Source organism: Pseudoxanthomonas sangjuensis, from assembly GCF_010211755.1.
Classification (GTDB): Bacteria; Pseudomonadota; Gammaproteobacteria; order Xanthomonadales; family Xanthomonadaceae; genus Pseudoxanthomonas_A; species Pseudoxanthomonas_A sangjuensis.
Window position 1 is genome coordinate 40027 of the sequence record NZ_PDWR01000006.1, and the last position, 24150, is coordinate 64176.

Consider the following 24150-nt stretch of genomic DNA (forward strand, 5'->3'; position numbering starts at 1 on the left):
GTCGTCGGGGATAAGGACACGGGGAGTGCGTATGCGTTTTCGGGGCAACAAATGGTTCTTGGCGCTGGTGCTGGGCATATTGCTGCAGCCGGCGTGGGTGCAGGCGCAAACTGCACCGGAGACGGACGCGGTCGCGCAGCCGATGGCCTGCATCGATTGCGGCGATCCCGATGAAGACGATGCCGCCTTCGTGGACCAATCGGTGCCGGCCAGTCTGCAGACTGGGCAGACGGCGACCGTAACGATTCGGATGCAGAACACCGGCAACACGACGTGGAGGTCGAGTTCCGGATACAACCTGGTTCCTGTCAGCCCACAGATCGGCACGACATGGGGTGTGAGCCAGATCGCGTCCGGCACGATTTATGCCAACCAGACAGCGACGTTCAGTTTCTCTATCACCGCGCCGGCGACGGCAGGAACCTACAACTTCCAGTGGCAGATGTCGCATAGCGGTTCGTGGTTTGGCGTGCCTACTGTCAATGTCGCCATCCTGGTGACCGCGCCAGTCAGTCCGCCACCGGAACTGCCGCCATCGCCGAACTACAGCCGCACCGAGACAATTACCTACCACGACAACACTGCCAAGTGGGTGCTGGGCCAGACTGCCAGCGTGACCTGCACGGCGGCGGTGCCTACCAGCACCGCCTGCAATGGCGATGTCGTCTCGTCGGCGACCTACGACACGACTTACGCGCTGCCGCTGACCCAGTCGGCGTTCGGCAAGCTGCAGCAGACTCTGACCTACGACACTGCCTCCGCGGTAAGCACCGGCCAGCGCGGCACGCTGAAGACGGTCAAGGACGGCAACAACAACGTCACCACGCTGACCAACTGGAAGCGCGGCATTCCGCAGACGATCAAGTATCCCATCACCCCCGAGTCGCCGACCGGCGCGACCGAGTCGGCGGTGGTCAACGACAACGGCTGGATCACCTCGGTCACCGACGAGAACGGCTACAAGACCTGCTACGGCTACGATGTGATGGGCCGGATCAGCCAGGTCACCTATCCGTCCGAGGCCACGGCTGGCGCCTGCGATACCAGCACCTGGGCGGCAACCACCCAGGTGTTCGAGCCGGTGGCCAGCACCGAGTACGGCATTGCCGCCGGGCACTGGCGGCAGACCGTCAGCACCGGCAACGGCAAGAAGATCAGCTACTTCGACGCGCTGTGGCGGCCGCAGGTGGTGCGCGAGTACGACGCGGGCAACGTGGCCGGCACCCAGCGCTTCCAGCGCTTCACCTACGACCATGAGGGACGCACCACCTTCGCCGCGTACCCGGGCACGACCGATGCGCTGAGCACCGGCACCTGGACCGAGTACGACGCGCTGGGCCGGGTCACGTCGGTATCGCAGGACAGCGAGCAGGGCCTGCTGACCGCGACCACGGCGTATCTGAGCGGTTTCCAGACCCTGGTCATCAATCCGCGTGGCGCGCAGACCGTTACCGCTTATCAGGCCTACGACCAGCCGGGCGCGGATTGGCCAGTAGCGATCGCGCACCCGCAGGGTGCCTATACCCACATCACCCGCGACCCGTTCGGCAAGCCGACCCGGATCCGGCGCAGCAACAGCAGCAGCCCGACCGGCGGCACGGTGGCGCTGAACCGGGACTACGCCTACAACGCCAACCAGGAGCTGTGTCGCGCGGTGGAACCGGAGACCGGCGCCACGCTGATGGGCTACGACGGGGCGGGCAACCTGAAGTGGAGCGCGGCGGGGCTGGGCAGCACACAGGCCTGCGAGACCGCCGGCACCTCGGCCAACGTCGCCCCCCGCCGCGTGGACCGCACCTACGATGCCCGCAACCGGCTCAAGACGCTGGTGTTCCCGGATGGGCTGGGCAACCAGAGCTGGACCTATACCCCGGACGGCTTGCCGGCCAGCGTCACCGCCTACAACGCGGCCGGCAACACCGTGCCGGTGGTCACCAACTACAGCTACAACAAGCGCCGCCTGCTGACCCGGGAGACGCTGGTCTACAGCGACGGCGGGGTCAACTGGCCGTACAACTACGCCTACAACGCCAACGGCCACCTGGCCAACAACAACTGGCACGGGCTGACCATCGACTATGCCCCGAACGCGCTGGGCCAGCCGACCAAGGTCGGCAGCTACGCCAGCGGGGTCAGCTACTACCCGAACGGGGCGGTGAAGCAGTTCACCTACGGCAACGGCATCGTGCACACGATGACCCAGAACGCGCGGCAGCTGCCGGCGCGCAGCCTCGACTGCATCGTGGCCGGCTGCACGGCCGCGGCGGACAAGCGGCTGGACCTGAGCTACAGCTTCGACAAGAACGCCAACGTCAGCCAGATCGTCGACGGCATCGACGGCCGGCAGACCCGGGGCATGAGCTACGACGGGCTGGACCGGCTGACCCAGACCACCAGCAACATGTTCGGCACGGCCGGCTACAGCTACGACGTGCTGGACAACCTGACCCAGGTGAATGTCGGTGGCGGCAGCAAGGCGCGCAACCACTACTACTGCTACGACACGAACTGGCGGCTGGGCAACGTCAAGACCGGCAGTTGCGCCGGGGCCACGGTGATCGGGCTGGGCTACGACGTGCAGGGCAACCTGGCCAACAAGAATGGCACCCTGTACAGCTTCGACTACGGCAACCGGCTGCGCAGCGTGGGTGGGACGGCCAATGCCTACGTCTACGACGGGCTGGGGCGTCGGGTGTCGGATGCGGTCAACGGGGTGGCCAAGCGCAGCCAGTACACCCAGGGCGGGCAACTGGTGATGGTGGGCGACAACCGCGCCGGCAAGGTGACCGAATACTTCTACCTGGCCGGCAGCCTGGTGGCGTGGCGGGAGCGGAACACGACGACGAACGTGTACACGACCCGCTACCAACACACCGACGCGCTGGGCACGCCGATCGCAGAGACGGACGCGAACAAGGCGTTCATGAACAAGTACGAGTACGAGCCGTACGGACAGCAGATCAACGGCACGGCGAAGGACGGGCCGGGCTACACCGGGCATGTGCAGGATGCGGCGACCGGGATGACTTACATGCAACAGCGCTACATGGATCCGGTGCTGGGTGTGTTCCTGAGTGTTGATCCGGTGACGGCGTACAGCAACCCAGTCGGCGCGTTCAATCGGTACTTGTACGCATCGAACAATCCGTACGCTTTTATCGATCCAGATGGGAGGCAATCACAACGTCAAGATGAATATGAGGAGCGCCAAAGAAAGAACTTCTGCGGCGTGGGTGGGTGCAATGAGGGCACGTCCTATCGGAGCGCCACCTCGGGTTTGTTTCGGCGGTACAAGACGCCAAAGAGTCAGAGGAAGCTTATCGAGAGTGTGGGAGGCGACACCGAACTATTGGAGATGGCACAGGAGTCGCACGAGAATTTCGTCACCACGCTGATAACAATCGTCGCTGGCGGAGGTATTGCTGGCGCAGGAAGAGGAGGGACGACAACTCTCTATCGGGCGGTAAGTGAAGCGGAAGCGGCATCGATTCGTGCCACTGGTAGATTTTCAATTGGACCAAACTCTCTCGAAGGCAAGTGGTTGGCGGAATCGTTAAAGCACGCAAAAGAGTGGGGCGATAAGTTGAATGGAAAGGGAATAAGCAAGCTGTTGGAAATTAAGCTTCCTAAGTCTATTGCAGACAAACTTTTTCGTGTCGAAAAGTTGGACGGCGTTGGGCCTGCTCGATATGCCGAACTTAGCCAGCTTGAGCAAGCTGCAATTCGGGAGTTGCCGTGAATAAAACACACCAAGTGCTGGTTTATTGGTCCGAAGAAAAGCTGAATCGGCTGCCGATTTCAGGGCAGTACATTACTGTCGCGCGCTTTCGAGAGGACGAAGCTTTGTGGCCATCTGAGGCATGGAGTGTTGTTCTTCAAATTCAGGGGAACGCACGCAGTCAGCCATGCAAGGCAGAAGCTCGATTTCTCTCGCCTAATGCGCCTGAGGAGCGGTTTCGATCGGGCGTTCAGTTCGAGCTGATTGAAGGAAATAGAACCACGGCGATAGTCCATGTCGTTTGACTTAAAGGGGACGACTTAAAGGGCGACTTAAAGGGGACGGGAATTAAACTTCCATATCGCCGGTGCTGAGGCCGGCGGAAGCTCTTTCTTCAATCAATTCGCGGCAACGGCATCGTGCACACGATGACGCAGAACGCGCGGCAGTTGCCCGGCCGCAGCACCGACGCCGGGGCGCTGGACCTGAGTTACAGGGCCGTAGGCTGGGATGAAGCGAAGCGCAAGCGCTTTTCAACAGCCGGAGGCTGGTCATCCCAGCTATTCTCGCCGTGGTGCGGACCTATCTCCGCAACCGAACGCTAGGCGGGACATATTTCTTCACGGTCAACCTGGCCGAGCGCCAGGGCAACACCCTCCTGACGGACAATATCGATCTTCTGCGGGAAGCCTTCCGGAGAACGCTGGCGGAGCATCCGGTTGCCATGGACGCCATCGTCGTCCTGCCCGACCACCTGCACTGCCTGTGGCGCATGCCGGAAGGAGACGACAATTACGCCAGTCGCTGGCGATTGATCAAGGCGGGATTCTCGCGGGCCATGGCCAAGGGCGAGCGGCAATCGGCCAGCCGGTTGCGCAAGGGCGAACGCGGCATCTGGCAACGTCGGTATTGGGAACACCTCATCCGCGACGACGCCGATTACGCGCGGCACGTGGATTACATTCATTACAACCCGGTCAAGCACGGCTACGTGGCGCAGGCGAGGGATTGGCCTTATTCGACGTTTCCTCGCTGGGTGGAACGGGGCGTCTACACCGAAGATTGGGGTGTGGGCAACGACGTGCGTGATATGAACTGGGAGTGATGTCGCCTTGTTGTGTGGAGGCGCTGGGATTACGCTTCGCTTCATCCCAGCCTACGGCCCTTCGCGTGGATACTCGGCGTGGGCCTGGCCACCAGCTTCGCCATCCTCAGCGGCATGTGGTACGAGATGCGCGAGTCGGACCGCGCCCTGCGCGACGGGAAGTAGTGCCGGACGCACCCGGGTCGTCGCGTCCTAGGCTTTCTCCGTTCCGGCATGCAGCCGCAGCGTCGTGCGCGTGCCGCCGGCCGGCGACGGCGAGAATTCCAGTTGCCAGCCGAGGTGTTCGCACAGCCGCGAGATCAGCGCAAGACCAATCCCGCCGCCGTCGCGGCCGCCGCGCGCGACTTGGGCGTAGAGCCGGCTGATTTCCTCCGGCGACATGCCGTGGCCGGGATCGTCGATGGTCACCGTGGCGTCGGCGTGCAGGCGGATGCGGATCTCGCCGCGGTCGCTGTTCTCGATCGCATTGCGCAGCAGGTTGCCGATCGCCGCCTGCACGATCGGCAGCGGCGCGACGACCTCGCAGTGCGGCGGCGGTTCCAGCGCCAGCGCCAGGTCCTTGCCGCCGGTCAGGGCGCGGTGGTCGTCGACGATTTCCGGCAGCAGCTCGTCCAGCGCGAAGCGGTCGCTGGCCGCGGCCAGCCGCGACGGGTCCTTGGCCAGCACCAGTAGCAGCGACACCAGCTGCTCGACGTCGCGCGCGGCGCGGCGCACGCGCTGCAGCTGCTTGCGCGCCGCCGGCGGCATGCCGTCCTGCTCCAGCGCCAGCTCGCTGGCGCCGGCGATCACCGAGAGCGGGGTGCGCAGTTCGTGGCTGGCGCTGTCGATGAAGGTGCGCTCGCGTTCGACGAATTGCTCGTTGCGCCGCAGGTAGTCGTTGAAGGCGTCGGCGATGACCTGCAGCTCGGAGCCGGCGTTGCCGCCGATGTCGATGCGCTGCCCCGACCGCTCCGGCCGCAGTGCGCCGATGCGCTGCGCCAGCTGGCTCAGCGGCTGCAGCAGCCGGCGCATGCCGAAGGCCATCGCCGCGCCCAGGACCAGCAGCAGCAGCGTCGCCGGGACGATGATCATCAGGTTGTACTCGATCTCGTCGCGTTCGAACTGCCGGATGTCCATGGCCATCGCATAGCGGCGGCCGTCGGCGTCGCGGATCAGGACGACGTATTCCTTGCCGCCGAACTCGAGATCGTCGTGCAGGCCGGGGCCGAGGCCGCGCATCGGCTGCGGCAGCACGTCGCGGGCGCCGTCGAAGACCACGAAGCCGGCGGTGTCGTCCCAACGGTAGCCGGGTTCGGCCCGGCTGCGCTGGATGAAGTGGTCCAGTTCGACCGTCAGCAGCGACTTCCAGACGATGCGCTCGACGTATTCGTTGATCACCAGTCCCTGCGCGATGATGCCCACCGTCATCGCCGCGGCGAACGCGATCAGCCAGCGGACGATGCGCTGGCGCAGGCTGCTTGTCCTAGCCATGGGCCGCCGGTGCCGGGCCGGGCGCGACCAGCCGGTAGCCGATGCGAGGCAGGGTCTGGATCAGCTTCACCGGGAACGGGCCGTCGACGCTGCGGCGCAGTTCGTAGATATGCGAACGCAGCATGTCGCCGTCGGGCGGCTCGTCGCCCCACAGCGCGTATTCCAGGCGCTCGCGCGTGACCGCCGCGGGGCTGGCCTGCATCAGCACTTCCAGCAGCTTGCGGCAGGCCGGGTACAGGTGCAGCGGCTGGCCGGCGCGGGTGACCTCCAGCGTGGCCAGGTCCATGCGCAGGTCCTCCACTTCCAGCACCGGGTTGCGGCGGTGGCCGCGGATGCGCGCCTGCAATGCGGACAGGCGCACTTCCAGTTCCGGCAGCTCGAAGGGCTTGGTCAGGTAGTCGTCGGCGCCGGCGCGGAAGCCGGCGATCTTGTCCGGCAGCTCGTCGCGCGCGGTCAGCATGATCACCGGCACCTGCGAGCCCGGCCCCTGGATAGCCTGGCCCTCGCGCAGCCTGCGCAGCACCTCGGGGCCGTCCATGCGCGGCAGCATCCAGTCGAGGACGATCGCGTCGTAGCGCTGGGTGGTGGCCAGGTGCAGGCCGGTGACGCCGTCGGGCGCGGCGTCGACGATGTGGCCGCGCGCCTCGAAATAGTCGAACAGGTTGGCGACGAGGTTGCGGTGGTCCTCGATGACGAGCAGGCGCATCGCCGGTTCCTTCATGGCGCCGTTGGGGGCGGGGGAGCGTGTCATCGCGGGTGTCGTAAATCTGTCGAAGCCGTCGCCATTCTGCCGCAACGGCGGCTGAAGCACGGCAGCGGCCTTAACGCGGCTCCGACGGCGTTCCGACCGGACGCCGACGGGTGCGCGCCGAGTATGCGCGGCATCCCACGCTCCCGCCGCCTGCATGCAGCCTGCCATCTCCGGTTCTCTCGCGCTTCCTGGCGCACGCGCCCTCGATGGCATCGGCCGTTTCCGCCCCGGCTTCTGGCTGCGGCACCTGGGGCTTCCGTTCGTCGCGTACCTGCTGCTGATGCTGTGGCTGGCCGGGCTGCACGGCGACCTGTGGCTGGCCGACCACGTGTACGCGATGGAAGGCCATGCCTGGGCGCTGCAACGCAACGCGATCACCGAGCAGTGGCTGCACCTCGCCGCGCGACGCGCCAGTACCGCGGCCTGGCTGTTCGCGGTGCTGGCGTGGTCGTTCGCCTGGGTCCGTCCCGGGTTCGCGGCATGGCGGCGGCCGCTGGGCCGCCTGGCGCTGTCGGTGCTGCTCGGTACCGCGCTGGTGTCGTGGATGAAGTCGTGGACCGGCGTGCATTGCCCGTGGGACCTGTCGCGCTACGGCGGGACCCAGGCTTGGCACGACCTGTTCCACACCATCGCGGCGAACGCGGGGCACGGCGGATGTTTCCCCGCCGGCCACGCCAGTGCCGGCTATGCGTGGGTGGCGCTGTATTTCTGCTTCGCCGACCTGTGCCCGCGCCGGCGCTGGTTGGGTCTGGCGATCGGGCTCGGCGCCGGCGCGGTCTTCGGCATTGCCCAGCAGCTGCGCGGCGCGCATTTCCTGTCGCACGACCTGACCGCGCTGATCCTGTGCTGGGGCGTCGCGGTGCTGGCGTACCGCCTGCTGCCGGCGCGCGCGGAGGCCGCGGCATGAGCGCCTGGCCGCTGGGTCTGGGCGAGTTCCCGCGGCTGCGGCGGGCGCTGGCGGCGTGGTCGGCGTGGCGTCCGCGCCTCGGCACCGAAACGCTGGCCGTGCTGGCGAGCCTGTTCTTTGCGCTGGCCTGCAACGTCCCGTTCTGGCAGGCCGTTGCCGCGCACGCGCCGGGGCAGTGGCGGTTGTGGCTCGCGTTGTTCCTGCTGCTGGTGGCGCTGCACGGCCTGCTGCTCGGCCTGGTGCTGAACCGGTGGACGGCGAAACCGTTGCTGGTCGCACTGTTCGTTGTCACCGCGTTCGCCGCGCACTACATGGCCGCGTACCGGGTCTACCTGGACCCGGACATGATCCGCAACGTGCTGCACACCGAGTGGCAGGAGTCGCGCGAGTTGCTGACGCCGGGATTGGTGCTGCCGTTGCTGCTGCTGGCGGTGGTTCCGGTCGCGCTGCTGTGGCGCGTGGAGATCGTGCGCCGCGGCTGGCGCGGCGCGCTGGGCCTGCGCCTGGCCTTCCTCGCCGGCATGCTGGCGCTGGCCGCGGCCGGCGTGCTGCTCGCCGGCAAGGACGTGGCGGCGCTGATGCGCAACCACACCGAGGACCGCTACCTGGTGACGCCCGGCAACTATGTCTACGCGCTGGGCCGGGTGCTGTTCGCGCAGCCGCCGGGGAAGAAGGCGCCGCTGCTGCCGGTCGGCGAGGACGCGAAACAGGTGCCGCGCGCGCCCGGCGCGAAGCCGCGCCTGCTGCTGCTGGTGGTCGGCGAAACCGCGCGCGCGCAGAACTGGGGCCTGGACGGCTACGAACGCCAGACCACGCCGGAACTGGCGGCGATGACCGACCTGATCAACTTCCCGCAGGCGCACGCTTGCGGCAGCAGCACCGAGGTTTCGGTGCCGTGCATGTTCTCGCCGTTCGGCCGCCACGATTACGACGAGGACCGCATCCGCACGCACCAGTCGCTGCTGCACGTGCTCGACCGCGCCGGCGTCGGCACGCTGTGGCGCGACAACCAGACCGGCTGCAAGGGCGTCTGCGACGGCTTGCCGATCGACCGGCTCAACGCCGCCACCGACCCCGAGTTCTGCAGCGGCGACCGTTGTCTGGACGAGATCATGCTGAAGGGGCTGGCGGAGAAGCTCGACCCGGCCGCCGGCGACCGCGTGGTGGTGCTGCACCAGCTGGGCAACCACGGGCCGAGCTATTACGACCGCTACCCGCCGCAGTACCGCCGCTTCACCCCGACCTGCGACACCGACGAACTGAGCGACTGCACGCGCGAGCAGATCGTCAACAGCTACGACAACGCGCTGCTGTACACCGACCATTTCCTCGCCCGGAGCATCGGTTTCCTGCGGGCGCAGTCCGATGCCTACGACACGGCGCTGCTCTACGTGTCCGACCACGGCGAATCGCTGGGCGAGAAGGGCCTGTACCTGCACGGCGTGCCGTACGCGATCGCGCCGGAGCAGCAACTGCACGTACCGATGCTGATGTGGTTCTCGCCGCAGTTCGCCGCCGACGCGCGGCTCGACCTGGCCTGCCTGCGCGACGAGGCCGCCAGGCCGGTCGACCACGACCACCTGTTCCCGTCGGTGCTGGCCCTGCTGGACGTGCGGACGAAGGCCTACGACGCGTCGCGCGACCTGTTCGCCGCGTGCCGGCGCGGCTGAGCGCCCTCGCGGGGCGAGGTCCGTTCCGTTGCCTTCGATCGCCCCGCCCCGGCGCGCACGCCGGGTGCGGCGAGCGCGTCAGGCCGGGGCGTCGTCGCCGGCGTTGCGCTTCGCCACCACGGTGGCCGCGGTCAGGTCGGCGCTGACGTTGCCGAGCGTGGCGAACACGTCGGGCAGGGTATCCACCACCATCAGCATGCCCAGCGGTTCCAGCGGCAGGCCCATCGATTGCGCCACCGGCAGGTTGGTGGTCATGAAGATGGCCTGGCCGGGCAGGCCGACCGAGCCCATGCTGATCACCACCGCCATCGCGATGCCGGCGACCACGTGCGCCGGCGGGATGTCGATGCCGTACAGCCAGGCGACGAAGAAGGCCACGCCGATGTACTGCACCGGACTGGTGATGCGGAACAGCGACACCGCCATCGGCAGCACCAGCGAGGTCACCTGCAGCGGATAGCCCAGGCGCACGCGCGCGCTGTCGATCATCGCCGGCAGCGAGGCCAGCGACGACTGGGTGCTGACCGCCACCGCCTGCGCCGGCAGGATCGCGCCGGCGAAGCGGCGGAACGGTTCGCCGCCGAACACGCGGGCGACGACGTACAGCAGCAGCGTCACCGCGACGTACATCGCGCACAGCATGGCGATGTAGCCGGCCAGCGCGCCGAGCACGCCCGCGCCGACCCGCGCGCACACCACCAGCGCCAGCGCGAACACGCCCACCGGCGCCGCCCACAGCACCCAGCGCACGATCACGATCATGGTGTCGGCGATGGTCTGGACGAGGTCGAGCATGCGCGCGCGGCGCTCGGCGTCGATCCGGTTCAGGGCGAAGCCGAAGAACAGCGCGAACGCGACCAGCGGCAGCATCGCGCTGTTGGCGGCGGCGGCGATCGCGTTCGACGGGATGATCGACGCGAGCGCCTCGCCCAATCCGGCGGCGGTGGTCGATGACGCGGCCACCGGGTCCAGCGCGAGCTTGATGTTGGCGATGTCGGCTTCGTCGCGCGGCAGCAGCGAGAGGAAGGCCGGGGCGAAGAACGCGGCGAAGGTCGCGGCCAGCGTCAGCAACACCAGGAACACGACCAGTGCGTTGCGCGCGATGCGCCCGGACGCGGCGGCGTCGGTGGCCGAATTGACGCCCAGCACCACCAGCGCGGTGACCAGCGGCACCACGGTCATCTGCAGCGCGTTGATCCACAGTTTGCCGATCGGCTGGACGATGCCGGCGACCGTGCCCGCGGTGTTCTGGTCCCAGAAGTACAGCCCCAGGCCGGTGGCGGCGCCAAGCAGCAGGGCAAGCAGTACGCGGGCGGTGGTCGACATGCGGTGCGGTCTCTCGTTTCGGTCGTGCGGGGAGTGTGCCGTATCCGGGTTTGCTTCCGGAAGCCGTCTATAAAGCGAAACGGAATCATTGTAGGAGCGGCGTAAGCCGCGAACGCTTTTCGTCCGCAGGCAAAGCGTTCGCGGCTTGACCAGACATTCGTCTGTTGAAAACCGCCGCTCCTACAGCGGGAACGTCAGCTTGGCGTGCGGCGGAAGCGGTAGATCAGCGCGCCGACCGCGAACGCCACGGCGACGGCGAGCAGGCTTTGCCAGCTGGCGCTGGCCAGCAGCGCCAGCGACAGCAGCAGCGCCGCGGCCGGAACCAGCGCGCCGCCGCGCAGGCGCCAGGCGTCGCTGCGGCCTGCATGGCGCCGCTGCAGCCGGATCACCGCGCCCGCGGTGCCGATGTAGGCGAGCAGGCGGGTGATGGTCGACAGCACCGCCAGTCCGACGAACGAACCGGACAGCGCCAGCACCAGCGCGACCGCGAACTGCAGCCCGATCGCCGCGGCCGGGGTGTGGAAGCGCGGGTGCAGCGCCGCCAGCCGGCGCGGGCCGTAGCCGTCGGCGGCCAGTGCCTGCAGGTAGCGCGGACCGAACATCATCGTGTTGCTGTTGGTGCCCAGGATCGACACCACCGCGCCGAAGGTCAGCAGCAGTGCCGCCCAGTGCCCGGCGAAACCGGCGGCGGCATCGGCCAGCGGCGTCTTCGACGCGGCCAGTCCCGGCAGCGTGCCCTGCGCGACCAGTTGCACGCTGACGTAGACCGCGGTGACGGTGGCGACCATCACCATCAGCGCGAACGGCAGCTCGCGGCGCGGGTTGCGGTATTCGGCGGCGGCGGCGGGAGCGTTCTCGAAGCCGGCGTAGGCGAACAGCAGCAGCAGCGCCGCTTCGCCGAGGTTGTGCAGCGGCGGCACGTCCAGCGGCGGCAGCGCGAGATGCCAGTCCACGTGGGCCAGGCCGACCGCGACGAACACCAGCAGCGGCACCAGCTTGGCGATCGCCAGCGCCACGCCGGTGCGTGCGGCCGAGCGCACGCCGATCAGGTTGATCGCGGTCAGCAGGCCGAGCGAAGCGACCACGATCAGCACCCGCCACGCGCCTTCGCCGGCGGCCGGGTGGAAGTGCGCCAGCGCGGCGGCCAGGCCGTTGCTCAGTGCGGCTGCCGACGCGATCCGGGTCAGCCACAGCATCCAGCCGATCTGGAAGCCGGCGAACGGGCCGAAGGCTTCGCGCGCGTACAGGTAGCTGCCGCCGGCCTGGTCGAAGTAGGCCGCGGCCTGCGCGTAGCACAGCACCAGCAGGGTCACCACCGCCCCGGCCAGCAGCACCGCCCACGCGCTGTACGCGCCCATCAGCGCCACCGTCGCCGCCGGCAGCAGGTAGATGCCGCTGCCGATCACGTCGTTGATCGACAGGCCGACCAGTTGCCAGCGGCCGACCGCGCGGACGTAGCCGCCGGAAGGCGCGGTCATCGGGTTCCGCCCCTGCGGCCGCGGGCGCGGTTCACGGCAGCCGCCATGCCGCTTTCAGCCGTTCGTGTTCGGCTTGCGGCAGCAGCACGAACACCGGCTTCCGCGCCGGGTCCAGCCAGGCCAGCAACGCCTCCATCGTCGCCGGCGCCATCGCGGTGCAGCCGGCGGTCGGTTCGCCCGGCGCCTTCCACAGGTGGGCGAAGATGCAACTGCCCATGCCGGAAACGTTCCGCGGGTTGTGGCGGATCACGAAGCCTTCGCGGTAGCGCTGGTCGCCGTTGGCGTGCAGGTCGCGGCGCATCGGTTCGGTCGAGTCCTTCACCGCGCCGGCGCCGACGTCCTTCGCGTCGACGATGCGGTTGTACAGCGGCGAGCCGTCGACGTCGATGCAGTACTGCGATTCGCCCAGCGCGAGGTAGGGCAGCCGGGTGTCCGCGTCCGCCGCGTAGCCGAAGGCGTCGCCCAGCGCGAACACGCCGGCCGGCGCACGGCCATCGCCTTCCCGTTTGACCGGTGCGCCCTGCGGGCCGTCCGCCTGCCGCGGGTGCAAGCCGATGCCCCAGGCCACGCCGGCGCGCCCGACGGTGATCTCGGCCGCGGCGCCGATGGCCTTCCAGCCGTCGCCTTCGCGCCCGTAGCGTTGCAGCGTGCCGGTGTTCGAGTCCCAGTCCGGCACCAGCACCAGCACCAGCTGTTGCGCGTCGTCCCACGGCAGCGGCGCGGCCGTCGCCGGCGTGCCGCGCGCCGCGCAGGACGAGAGCAGGGCGGCGAGGAACAGGGAAACGACGGCGCGTGGCTTCATGCGGCGATCACGACTCCAGCAGGTGCTGGATGCGCTCCAGGTTGATGCTCAGCCGGCTTTGCCGCTCCGGGTTGGCGCGGCAAAGCAGCACGAACAGGAAGTCGAGCAGGTACTGCAGCGACGAACGGTACAGCAACTGCGCCACGTACGGCGCGGGGTCGTGCGCGGAGATCGCCAGCGCGGCGTCGGCGTGCGCGCGCAGCGGATTGGCGGTATGGCGGGTGATCGACACCACCTTGCCGCCGCCGGCCTGGAACTGGCGGCTGAGCTGCGACAGCTCCGGCAGCTGGCCGAATTCGGAAAACACGATCAGCACGTCGCCGGAGCGCGCCGCCGACAGGTTGGCCATCATCAGGATCGCGTCGGCGTGGTGCACGGTGAGGATGCCGAGCAGCGACAGGCGCATCGCGAATTCGCGCGCGAACAGGCCGTCGTCGCCGAGGCCGCAGACGAAGACCTTGCCGGCCGCGTCGAGCAGCTGCACGATCGGCTCGATGCGCTCGCGCGGGTTCAGCAGCCGGGTTTCCTCCTCGGCCGCGGCCTTGCTGCGGCGCAGGTCCTCCTGCAGCCGCGTGTAGTCGTCGGCGGGCGCGGTGGCCTCGGGCGCGATCGCCGGATGGCCGTTGCCGCCGCGCGCGACCGCTTCGCCGATCGAGTACTTCAGGTCGGGGTAGCCCTTGAAGCCGAATTTCTGGCTGAACTTGACCACGCTGGACTGGCTGATGCCCAGCGCGTTGGCCAGCTGCTGCGACGAGTAGTCGCGCAGCAGCACCGCGTTCTCGAGGATGAAGTCGGCGATGCGGCGTTCGATCGCCGACATCTGGTCGCGTTCGGAGCGGATGCGTACCAGGGGAGGCATGGTTCGGTCTTGGTCTCCGCGCGCCATTGCTACGAGGGGTACTCCGGGTTGCCGTTCCTGCCGCGGCGGGGGGCTGCCGTCGCTTCCGCTTTCCGGGAAAGCGGGTCCCTCACCGGGTCCGGAACGATGGGTCCATTAGAGCATTTCCAGCCCGCGGATCTCGCGGATGCCCAGTCCCGGCGCATCGGTGATCGAGATCTCCGACTCGTCGAAGATCACGCCGCCCTCGACCGGGTTGTACTGGCCCAGCGACGGGCCGTCCAGGTCGGCCTTGGTGATCACGTCGGCCTTGGCCACGCCCAGGTGCGCCGCCGCGGCGACGCTGATGCTGCTCTCCAGCATGCAGCCGATCATGCATTCCACGCCGTACAGCGAGGCGATGTCGGCGATGCGGATCGCGTTGGACAGGCCGCCGGTCTTCATCAGTTTGATGTTGATGATGTCGGCGGCGCGCATCTTGATCAGGTCGATCACCTCGACCGGGCCGAACACGCTCTCGTCGGCCATCACCGGCGTGTGCACGCGGTCGGTGACGTACTTCAGCCCGTCGATGTCGCGCGCCTTGACCGGCTGTTCCAGCAGTTCCATCTCCACGCCGGCGTCCTCCAGCTGGTGCATCGCGAACACCGCCTGCTTCGCGGTCCAGCCCTGGTTGGCGTCGATGCGCAGCAGCGCGCGGCCCTCGACCGCGGCGTGGATCGCCTTGACCCGCTCCACGTCCAGGCCGATGTCCTTGCCGACCTTGATCTTCAGCGACTCGAAGCCGCGCTCCACCGCGGAAATCGAGTCGGCGACCATCTTGTCGATGTAGTCGACGCTGATGGTGATGTCGGTGGTGATGACCGGGTCGCCGCCGCCGAGCAGCTTGTACAGCGGCGCGTCGTAGAGCTGCGCCCACAGGTCGTAGACCGCGATCTCGACCGCGGCCTTGGCGCTGTAGTTGCGCTCCAGCGAGGTCTGGATGGTGCGGGTGATCTGGTTGAGGTCGGCGATGTCCTGGCCGATCAGGCGCGGGCGGATGATCTTGTCGATCGCCTCGATGATCGAACCGTGGGTGTCGCCGGTGATCACCGCGGTCGCCGGCGCTTCGCCGTAGCCGACCCGGCCGTCGTCGGTCCGCATCACCACCACGATGTCCTCGACCGCGTCGACGCTGCGCAACGCGGTCTTGAACGGGGTCTTCAGCGGCATGCGCAGCATGCCCAGGCGGATGTCGGTGATCTTCATCGGGGCGGTCGTTATGGGCGGATGCGTTGGATGTTGGTGATGCGGTCGACGTAGGTGTCGGTCCCGCCGGCCAGCATCGGCTCCAGCGGGGTGACCGAGACGCCATTCAACTTCGCGCGCAGGCGTTCGCCGTTGGCGCCCAGCCACGACGCGCCGGAGGTGTCGTGGATGACCCAGGTGCGGTCGCCTTCGTGGCCGATCACCATCATCACGTGGCCGGGGATGTAGATCAGGTCGCCGGGCTGGGTGGCCTTGACCAGGGCGAGGCGCTTCGCGCGGTCGTCGTCCTCGCCCAGCGCGATGCGGTTCAGCGCCGGGCTCACCGCCTGGTCGCTGGTGTTGCGCGGCAGCTCGACGCCGACGCTGCGGTAGACCTCGGAAACGAAGCTGCTGCAGTCGCGGGTGCCGTAGCCGTTGCCCCAGCCGTAGCGTTCGCCGAGGAACTTGAAGCCCTGGCGCAACAGGTTGGCCTGGGTCAGCGGCAGGTAGCCGGTGGCGACATCGGCGCCGCGCGGCACCAGCGCCGGCGAGAACCGCAGCTTGCCGTCGTCGTCGCGCACCGGCAGTTCGACCACGTACGCGGCGTACGGGTCCTGGCCGTTGACCGCTTCGCGCGGCGGCCAGTCCAGCAGCGGCAGCCTCAGGCCCATGTCCAGTTGCAGCGACGACACGCGCGGCTCCTCCGGCGTGTGGTTCGTGCGCACGTTGGCGCCGGTGACGACCAGGTATGGCCGGTCGCGGCCGTAACCGAGCACCGCCTCGCGCGCGCCTTCGGCGACGTACTGCTTCTCGACCCATGCCGCGTAGTTCGGCGAAACGACGAACCACCAGTTCCCGTCGCCGCTCTCGTGGACGATCGCGACCGGCGTGCCGGGGAACAGCGCCGATTCCTGCCAGCGGTCGATGTCGTGGTCGTCGGCGCTGCGGAACACGCGCAGCCGGTCCGGCACCGCGCGCAGGTCGGCGCGGCGCACGACCAGGCCGAAGCGCGGCGCGACGCTTTCGGCGACCGCGTCGAGGCGCAGGTTCGCCCGGGTGGATTCGGCCAGGCGGGCCAGGTCGAGCGGCTGGCCGCGCTCGTCGAACAGCGGACGGTCGAACGACGGCGCCAGTTTTTCGATCCAGCCGCGCACCTGTTCGCGCGGCAGCGCCGCCGGCGGCCGCGACAGGTCGTGCATCGACTGGTCGACCGAATACAGCCTGGCGTTCTGCGCGGCGATGGCCTTGCGATCGAGGACGATGCGGTCCGGGTGCGCCAGGCGCCCGATCCAGTAGCCGGGCTCCAGCTGGTCGCTGCGGATGCCGAGTACGCCGGTGTCGCGGGCCGGCGCCGCCTCGCGCGCCGCCGCCGGCGACGCGACCAGCAGGATCAGGGTCAGGAAGAGGACGGTTCGCATGGCGTCAGCCTGTCAGCAAACGGGAAGGCGCGGCAATGGGGCGGCCGGGCGGTTTAAGAATATTAATTTCTTATACCACGAAATATTGGAATAAATTATTGACCCCCGGTTCAGCCCATGTTACACAGGCGTTATCCCCGAATGAGCACCTCCGCGTGAACGCCGGCAGCGGTCCGCCAGCCAGCTCGTTTCCCCCGCGACCGCCGACCGGCGGTCGCGTCCGCGTCCGGCGGCTGCCTGCCCATCGGGCCGGCGATGGCCCCCGTAGACGCCCTTTCCTTTCCTGTTTTGCGGGTCCGACGCTCGATGCGTCGCCCGCCGCGACGACCGCGCGCGCGGATTCGCGCCGCGGCCAGTACCACGACCAGCGGGACCACGGCTTCGAACGACGAATGCTGCCGGCCGGCAGCGGCTGATGCACGGAAAACGGCGAAACAACCACATCACTTGCGCAGGAGAGAACGGGGATGAAAGGCAAGACGATACGTAGGGCGACGCTATCCATCGCGCTGGGCGTGTGCCTGGGTTCGATGACGCAGATGGCGATGGCGCAGGCGGTGACCGGCGCGGTCGCGGGCCGCGCGACCGCCGGCGAGACGATCACCGTCACCAACACCGCCACCGGCGCAAGCCGCACGGTCACGGTCGGCCGCGACGGCACCTACCGCGTGGCGCAACTGCCGCCGGGCAACTACATGCTGAAAGCGGGCAGCGGCGAACCGATCGCGGTGAGCGTCTCGCTGGGCGGCACCACCTCGGTCAACCTCGACAGCAGCGGCGCGGTCAACCTGGACACGGTTTCCGTCGTCGGTTCGCGCGTGGTCAACCGCGTCGACGTGTACAGCACCGAAACCTCGACCAATATCTCCCGCGAGGAGTGGGCGCGCCTGCCGGTCGACCAAAGCCTGTCCTCGGTCGCGTTGCTCGCGCCCGGCGTGGTCGCTTCCGGCGCCACCTTCGGCGGCCTGACCTTCGGCGGTTCGTCGGTGGCCGAAAACGTCGTCTACATCAACGGCCTCGACGTCACCGATCCGTACCGTCGCCAGGGCTTCTCCTCGGTGCCGTTCGCGTTCTTCCAGGACTTCCAGATCAGGACCGGCGGCTACAGCGCGGAGTTCGGTCGCAGCACCGGCGGCGTCATCAGCGGCGTGGTGCGCTCGGGCGGCAACGAATTCCACGGCGGCGTCGAAGTGACGCTGGAACCGGCGGACTGGAGGGCGCACAGGGAGGACCACTTCCACTCCGACGGCACCATCGACGAGCGCGACCGTACCAGCCGCGATGCCAGCCCGTTCTTCAAGACCAACGTATGGGCGTCGGGTCCGATCGTGAAGGACAGGCTGTTCTTCTTCGCCATGTACGAAAAGCGCGACGCGGACTCGAAGGACATCGATACCGACGAGGCCTGGATCACCAAGAGCGACAACGATTTCTGGGGCGCGAAGCTCGACTGGAACATCACCGACGACCACAAGCTGGAGCTGCTGGCCTTCTCCGACAAGGCCGACTCGGTCACCGGCGACTATGCCTATGACTGGGACAGTGCCCAGCTGGGCAACCTGTACGGCGAAAGCTCGGCGGGCTCCGGCGGCGACAACTGGTCGGCGACTTACACCGGCCACTTCGGCGACAACTTCGTCGCCAAGGCGATGTACGGCGTGAACAAGCGCAGCGCCACCAGCGGCACGCCGCTGGATGGCGAGTGCAGCAGGTTCGATACCGCCACTTACGAAAACGCATTCGGCGAATTGCCGATGAGGGTCGGTTGCCATCCGAGCAACAGCAGCATCAGCAGCCGCTTCGACGAGCGCCGCGTGTCCCGCCTGGACTTCGAATGGACGCTCGGCGATCACCTGATCCGCTTCGGCGCCGACCAGGAAGACATGGACTCCAACAGCTCGGTCGTGTATCCGGGCGATGGTTGGGGCTACACACCGCTGCCCGCCACGCCCGGCAATTCGTTGCCGAACGACGCCGTCATCCCGGACGGCGTCACCGCGATCGTCGACGCCCGCCACTACATCACCGGCGCCCCGGTCACGACCAAGGCGCAGGCGCTGTACGTGGAAGACAACTGGAGCGTGACGTCCAAGCTGCTGCTGAACCTGGGCCTGCGCTTCGACAAGTTCACCAACACGCTGGCCTCGGGGGCGACCTTCGCCAAGACCGATTTCAGCGACATGATCTCCCCGCGCGTCGGCTTCAGCTTCGACATGAAGGGAGACGGCACCACCAAGCTGTTCGGCAACGCCGGCCGCTACTACCTGCCGATCACCAACAAGCTGACCGACTACTTCGGCGGCGGCACCACCGACGAGCACGACTACTACGTGCTCGAGGGCTGGCAGCAGATGAGCCACCCGACCACCGGCGAACCCTACCTGCTTCCGATCCTCGGCGCGAAGCTCGGCGATACCAACACCACCGGCAACGTGCCCGCGCCCACCGACATGCGCACCGCCGTTGCCCGCGACCTGAAGCAGGTGTTCCAGGACGAATACATCCTCGGTTTCCAGCAGGCGCTCAGCAAGACGTGGTCGTGGGGCGTCAACGCCACCTATCGCGAAGTGAGCCGCGCCGTGGAAGACGTGCGCATCACCCACGTCGAGGGTTGCCCGTGGTATTCGGGCGACTGGCCGATCATCAACCCGGGCGAGACCAATACCTTGTGGTGCCCGGACACGAACGACTGGGTGACGTTCGATTCCTCGAAGGACGGCTACGTCAAGAGCAACGGCGACATCATCGGTTACAAGAAGCCCAAGCGCACCTACAAGGCGGTGGAATTCCAGCTCGACCGCGCGTGGGACGACAAGTGGGCCTTCAACGCCAGCTACATCTGGTCGAAGAGCGAAGGCAACGTCGAAGGCCCGGTGAACTCGGACACCGGCTACGCCGACACCAACCTGGTGCAGTACTACGACCACCCGGCCGTGAACGAACGCTATGGCGTGCTGTTCAACGACCACCGCCACCAGATCAAGCTGCGCGGCAGCTACAAGCTGGACGACATGTGGGCCTTCGGTGCCACGGCCTCGGCGATTTCCGGCGGCCCCATCACCGCGTTCGGCGTGCGTTGGCCCGGCGACAACCGCAGTGCCGGCGGTCCCGGCGAGTTCAGCGGCGGCGGATCCGGCTGGATCTGCGTGGCGAACTGCGCGCCTTACAGCTACACCACCGCGCAGCTGGAATACACCGGGCGCGGCGCGTTCGGCCGCATGCCGTGGGTGGTCAACCTCGGCGCCAACGTAACCTGGACGCTGCCGGTGGAAGGCATCGACCTGAAGGCGCGCTTGTCCGTCTACAACCTGCTCAACCGGCAGACGGTCGTCAACGTGCACTCCCGCTACGAAAGGACGCCCGGCGAAGAGATGCCGTACTTCGGCCAGGGCACGGTGTGGCAATCGCCGCGCTACATGAACCTGATCGTGACCTGGAACTTCTGATGCGGCAATGCGGTTTGCTGTGCGAAAACGCCCGCCGCCGGACCTCCGGCGGCGGTTTCGTTATGCTGTCCGCATTCTCCGCCGGCGTGAGGATCGCGGGAGTGGAAGCCGGATCGGTCCGCAAGGCAATGCGGCTGGCGCTGGCCGCGGCGCTGGTGGCGTTGCTGTCGTCCTGCGCCACCGGCCGCAATCCGCTGGCCAAGTGGGAGCGTTCGCGCAATTTCAACGAACGCCAGCCGATGCTGATCGTGCTGCACTACACCACCGAGGAGTCGGCCGAGAAGAGCCTGCACACGCTGAAGACCGCCAACAGCAAGGGCCCGGTCGGCGTGCATTACCTGCTGGGCCGCGACGGGCGCATCTACCAGTTGGTGAAGGACGGCAAGCGCGCCTGGCACGCCGGCCCCGGGCGCTGGGGCACGATCACCGACGTCAATTCGGCATCGATCGGCATCGAGATAGACAACAGCGGCCACGATCCGTTTCCCGACGTGCAGATCGATAGCCTGATCGTGCTGCTGCGCGACCTGACCACGCGCCTGCGGATCCCGCCGACGCAGGTCATCGGCCACGAGGACATGGCGCCGACGCGCAAGATCGACCCGGGCCCGCTGTTCCCGTGGAAGCGGCTGTTCGACGCGGGCTTCGGCGTGTGGCCGGACGAGAGCGCCGGCGATCCGCCGCCGGGGTTCGACCCATGGCTGGCGATGCAGGCGTTCGGCTATCCGCTTGAGGACCGCGCCGCGGCGGTGCGGGCGTTCCACCACCGCTTCCGCGGCATGGACGGCACCGAGCTGGACGAGCACGATTTGCGCATCCTGTACGCGCTGACCCGGCCGCCGCAACCTGAACCGGCGCCGCCGGCGGCGGAACCGGCGGGATTGCAGCCACAACAGGAAAATATTGTGGAATAGTTACAACGCCATGGCTGGCGAAACCGGGGGGTCACACACATGCATGGGGGAGAACCACAAATGAGCATTCGACAGCATTCGCCGCGCCGCGGCCGCCTCGCCGCCGCGATCGTGCTGGGCCTCGCCGTTCCGGGCGCGGTCCTGGCGCAGGAACAGACCGCGCAGGAACTGGACCAGCAGGCTGCGCCGGCACAATCCACCAGTCCCACGGCGGCGCAGGCGCGCACGCTGGAAGCGGTGCAGGTGACCGGTTCGCGCATCAAGCGCACCGACATCGAAACGGCGCTGCCGGTGACCATCATCCAGAAGGCCGACATCGAGGCGCAAGGCATCACCTCGGCCGAACAGCTGCTGATGCAGTTGAATATTTCCTCCAGCGGTGGCGACAACCTGGCATCCAATACCGGCATCGCCAGTGCGCAGGCGCGCGGCAACAACGGCGTCTCCGGCGCGAACTTGCGCATGCAGGGTGCCGATGCCACGCTGGTGCTGCTGAATGGCCGCCGCGTTTCCGCGCATGGACTGGCGGGCCAGGTCGTCGACCTGAATTCGATTCCATTTGCCGCGATTGAACGCGTGGAGGTGCTGCGCGACGGCGCCTCGGCGATGTACGGTACCGACGCCATCGGTGGCGTGATCAATTTTGTCACCAAGACCGACTACCAGGGTCTGACGCTCACCGGCGGAGCGGATGTCACCGAGGAAGGCGGCGGCAACATCTACCGGGCCAGCATGCTCGGCGGCTTTGGCGACCTCGACACCGACCGCTGGAACGTATGGATGGCGGTGAGCGCCAAGAAGAACGAGCTGCTCAATGGCTGGGATCGTGATTTCACTAACAGCCTGCGGCCCGAGCGAGGTCTGGTTCCGGATACCAGCGGCACGCCGCTGGCCAACGTCGTCAACGGAACGGGTAGCCTGATTGGCGGCGGCCTGACCGACCCGGCCGATGGCACGACCCAGCAACACATCAACATCGCCGACCTGCCCGGCGGCATCGGCTGCGAAAACGCAGGCGACATGATGGGGGAAATGGTGGGGCAGATCTGGAATTACAGCAGCCGCAACTATGCCTGCTCGTGGGACTATGGCCGTGCACGTGTATTGCAGCAGCCGCAGAAGAGCCTGCAGTTCGTTGGCCGCGCCACCTTCAAGGTGGGCGACAACCACCAGTTCTACGCCGAGGCAATGGGTTCGGACGTGGAGTCCAGGCGCCGTTTCGAGGCCTTGCAAATCACCACGACAGCCACTCCCACCGCTACGACGCTCGACGCATATCCGCTCAATGCCCTTACCCAAGATACCTACGACATGGTCTACGACGCGATCGTGGATTATTTCGGCGAACAGGCGAACTTGGCCTATGGCAGCCCGATCGCTTACCGCTGGCGCTGCTACGCCTGTGGCTCGCGCGAGTACACTACCACCACCAGGTCCTTGCGCCTGATGTTCGGAGCGGAAGGCAGCATTGGCACGTGGGATTACACCACCGGGCTGTCGCGTTCCTCCAGCAAGGCCGAATCGGTGTTGACCGATGGCTTCTACTACACCGACCAGTTGAAGGCGATGTTGGGTTCCGGCCTGCTCAATCCGTTCCTGCTACCGGGCCAGGAGCAGAGTGCCGAGGCCAAGGCGGCGCTGGTCGCCGCCTCCGCCGCGGGGACGCAGTTGTACAACGGCGAGACATCCACGACCACCTTCGATGCCACATTCAGCGGCGGCCTCGGCTTCCACCTGTGGGCCAGCGAGGAAGTGCAGGCGGCGGTGGGTGCGGAATGGCGCCGCGAGGAATACGAGTTTGGTGGTCCCGACAGGTGGGACACCGACAAGTACCCGACCAGCAGCGCCACACCAGGCGGTAGTGCCTGGATCTACCAGGCCGCCGGCGACGCCACCTTCTATATGCCGAAGAAGGAACGCACGGTGAAGGCGGCGTTCGCGGAATTCCTTGTGCCGGTGGTGGATTCGCTGAACTTGACTCTGTCTGGTCGATACGACGAATACTCCGGTTTCGGTGGCACGTTCAACCCGAAGTATTCGTTCAAGTGGCAGCCGATCGACTGGCTGGCCTTCCGCGGTTCGTACAGTACCGGCTTCAAGGTGCCGACATTCGCGCAGCTGTTCCGCCGCACGCTCGAGTCGCCGACCCTCGGCTCCGGCGACGACATCGCCGACCCGGCCACCTGTCCCGGCGGCAATCCGGACCCGAACGTACCGGGCTGCGAAGCAATCTTCCCGATACGCCTCACCGGCGGCAACCCGAACCTTAAGCCGGAAGAATCCGAGCAGCGTAGCGTGGGTGTCGTGCTGGCGCCGACCAGTAATTTCAACATCAGCATTGATTGGTGGGAGATCGAACGCCTGTCCACCATTCGCGGCACCAACCTGACACAGCTCAAGGAAGACTACGAGATCTTCCAGGAGAACTGGATTCGCGACTCGAGCGGCGCGGTGGCCTACATCGACCAGCGTTACGTCAATACTGGCGGCACGCTGACCCGCGGCATCGAAGTCGACGCCAATCTCACTGGCGAGTTGTACGGCGGCAACTGGCGTATCCATCTCAATGGCAACTACCTGGATACGTACAAGACCAAGGAGCTGGAAACCCAGCCGTACGAAGACATCAAGATGAACACGTACCGCCCCAGCTACGAAATGCTGCCGTTGCGGTGGAAGCACACCCTGAGCTTCGGTTGGAACAAGGGCGATTGGTCGCACACCTTGTCGCAGGTTTACCGCGATGGTTACACCGACTACGTGCCGCCGGGTCTGCGCAGCGGTACCTATGTGCCGCCGGCGTACGATCCGGAAGTGGACAGCTACACCACGTACAACTACTCGGTGAGCTGGAGTGGCATCGAGAACCTGAAGGCGACTTTCGGCATCCGTAACCTGCTCAACACCGACCCGCCATTCACCTTGGGTTACCTGGATTATGGTGGCGGCAGCGCTTGGGATACGCGCGTCGCCGATCCGCGCGGCCGTTCCTTCAACATGCTGCTCGAATACAAGTTCGAGTGATGCGGCGACTCGCATGACATGACGCGCAATCCCGCCGCCGCCGGGCAACCGGCGGC

The 24150-nt window shown here is 67.1% G+C and carries 17 protein-coding genes; 9 read left to right on the forward strand and 8 right to left on the reverse strand.

Going from position 1 to position 24150, the window contains the following annotated elements:
- Nucleotides 1-67 precede the first annotated feature (67 nt).
- The 4 genes from CSC71_RS04495 (at nucleotide 68) to cydX (ending at nucleotide 4988) form a co-directional block, all read left to right on the forward strand.
- Entirely contained in the window at nucleotides 68-3739 is a 3672-nt protein-coding gene (locus CSC71_RS04495) for an RHS repeat domain-containing protein (protein WP_246191976.1), read from the forward strand.
- Nucleotides 3736-4023 carry a hypothetical protein gene (locus CSC71_RS04500; protein WP_162373159.1) on the forward strand — a complete coding sequence of 96 codons (288 nt, stop codon included), beginning with the start codon at nucleotides 3736-3738 and terminating at the stop codon, nucleotides 4021-4023. Before CSC71_RS04495 ends, CSC71_RS04500 begins: the two co-directional genes overlap by 4 nt.
- Nucleotides 4024-4289: 266 nt before the next feature.
- Nucleotides 4290-4823: an REP-associated tyrosine transposase gene (locus CSC71_RS04505; protein ID WP_281351930.1), complete on the forward strand. Its 534-nt coding sequence runs from the start codon at nucleotides 4290-4292 to the stop codon at nucleotides 4821-4823.
- Between the two features lie 12 nt (nucleotides 4824-4835).
- The gene (cydX, locus tag CSC71_RS15725) at nucleotides 4836-4988 is read left to right on the forward strand and encodes a cytochrome bd-I oxidase subunit CydX (protein WP_162373160.1); all 153 of its coding nucleotides are present in this window, start codon (nucleotides 4836-4838) and stop codon (nucleotides 4986-4988) included.
- Nucleotides 4989-5015: 27 nt separating this feature from the next.
- On the opposite strand, the gene CSC71_RS04515 is transcribed toward cydX, so the two are convergent.
- Together CSC71_RS04515 and CSC71_RS04520 are read right to left on the reverse strand one after the other, a co-directional pair.
- The gene (locus tag CSC71_RS04515; protein ID WP_162373161.1) at nucleotides 5016-6293 is read right to left on the reverse strand and encodes a sensor histidine kinase; all 1278 of its coding nucleotides are present in this window, start codon (nucleotides 6291-6293) and stop codon (nucleotides 5016-5018) included.
- Nucleotides 6286-6999, reverse strand: coding sequence for a response regulator transcription factor (locus CSC71_RS04520; RefSeq protein ID WP_162373162.1), 714 nt, complete (start codon nucleotides 6997-6999; stop codon nucleotides 6286-6288). The genes CSC71_RS04515 and CSC71_RS04520 overlap by 8 nt, the downstream gene beginning before the upstream one ends.
- 199 nt (nucleotides 7000-7198) lie before the next feature.
- Between CSC71_RS04520 and CSC71_RS04525 the strand changes: the two genes are divergently transcribed.
- Both CSC71_RS04525 and CSC71_RS04530 read left to right on the forward strand, forming a co-directional pair.
- Complete coding sequence (locus tag CSC71_RS04525; RefSeq protein WP_162373163.1) at nucleotides 7199-7951, forward strand: phosphatase PAP2 family protein; 753 nt, start codon at nucleotides 7199-7201, stop codon at nucleotides 7949-7951.
- Nucleotides 7948-9621: a phosphoethanolamine transferase gene (locus CSC71_RS04530; RefSeq protein WP_162373164.1), complete on the forward strand. Its 1674-nt coding sequence runs from the start codon at nucleotides 7948-7950 to the stop codon at nucleotides 9619-9621. Before CSC71_RS04525 ends, CSC71_RS04530 begins: the two co-directional genes overlap by 4 nt.
- Nucleotides 9622-9699: 78 nt before the next feature.
- Here the strand turns inward: CSC71_RS04530 and CSC71_RS04535 are convergent, their stop codons facing one another.
- The 6 genes from CSC71_RS04535 to CSC71_RS04560 form a co-directional block, all read right to left on the reverse strand.
- Complete coding sequence (locus tag CSC71_RS04535; protein ID WP_162373165.1) at nucleotides 9700-10947, reverse strand: dicarboxylate/amino acid:cation symporter; 1248 nt, start codon at nucleotides 10945-10947, stop codon at nucleotides 9700-9702.
- A gap of 194 nt (nucleotides 10948-11141) precedes the next feature.
- Nucleotides 11142-12425, reverse strand: a complete 1284-nt coding sequence (locus tag CSC71_RS04540; RefSeq protein WP_162373166.1) for an APC family permease — start codon at nucleotides 12423-12425, stop codon at nucleotides 11142-11144.
- A 31-nt stretch (nucleotides 12426-12456) separates the two neighbouring features.
- A complete protein-coding gene (locus CSC71_RS04545) occupies nucleotides 12457-13227 on the reverse strand; it encodes a L,D-transpeptidase family protein (RefSeq protein WP_162373167.1) in 771 nt (256 codons plus the stop codon).
- Nucleotides 13228-13234: 7 nt separating this feature from the next.
- Complete coding sequence (locus CSC71_RS04550) at nucleotides 13235-14086, reverse strand: MurR/RpiR family transcriptional regulator (RefSeq protein WP_162373168.1); 852 nt, start codon at nucleotides 14084-14086, stop codon at nucleotides 13235-13237.
- A 135-nt stretch (nucleotides 14087-14221) separates the two neighbouring features.
- Nucleotides 14222-15313, reverse strand: coding sequence for a dipeptide epimerase (locus tag CSC71_RS04555; RefSeq protein WP_162373169.1), 1092 nt, complete (start codon nucleotides 15311-15313; stop codon nucleotides 14222-14224).
- Between the two features lie 11 nt (nucleotides 15314-15324).
- Nucleotides 15325-16710 (reverse strand): C40 family peptidase, encoded by a 1386-nt coding sequence (locus CSC71_RS04560; protein ID WP_162373170.1) that lies wholly within the window; start codon nucleotides 16708-16710, stop codon nucleotides 15325-15327.
- A gap of 467 nt (nucleotides 16711-17177) precedes the next feature.
- On the opposite strand from CSC71_RS04560, the gene CSC71_RS04565 reads away from it, so the two are divergent.
- The 3 genes from CSC71_RS04565 to CSC71_RS15655 all read left to right on the forward strand — a co-directional run bounded on the left by CSC71_RS04565 (nucleotide 17178) and on the right by CSC71_RS15655 (nucleotide 24094).
- A complete protein-coding gene (locus CSC71_RS04565; RefSeq protein WP_162373171.1) occupies nucleotides 17178-20156 on the forward strand; it encodes a TonB-dependent receptor in 2979 nt (992 codons plus the stop codon).
- Between the two features lie 128 nt (nucleotides 20157-20284).
- Complete coding sequence (locus CSC71_RS04570; protein ID WP_162373236.1) at nucleotides 20285-21070, forward strand: N-acetylmuramoyl-L-alanine amidase; 786 nt, start codon at nucleotides 20285-20287, stop codon at nucleotides 21068-21070.
- Between the two features lie 60 nt (nucleotides 21071-21130).
- Entirely contained in the window at nucleotides 21131-24094 is a 2964-nt protein-coding gene (locus CSC71_RS15655) for a TonB-dependent receptor plug domain-containing protein (RefSeq protein ID WP_162373172.1), read from the forward strand.
- Nucleotides 24095-24150 lie beyond the last annotated feature (56 nt).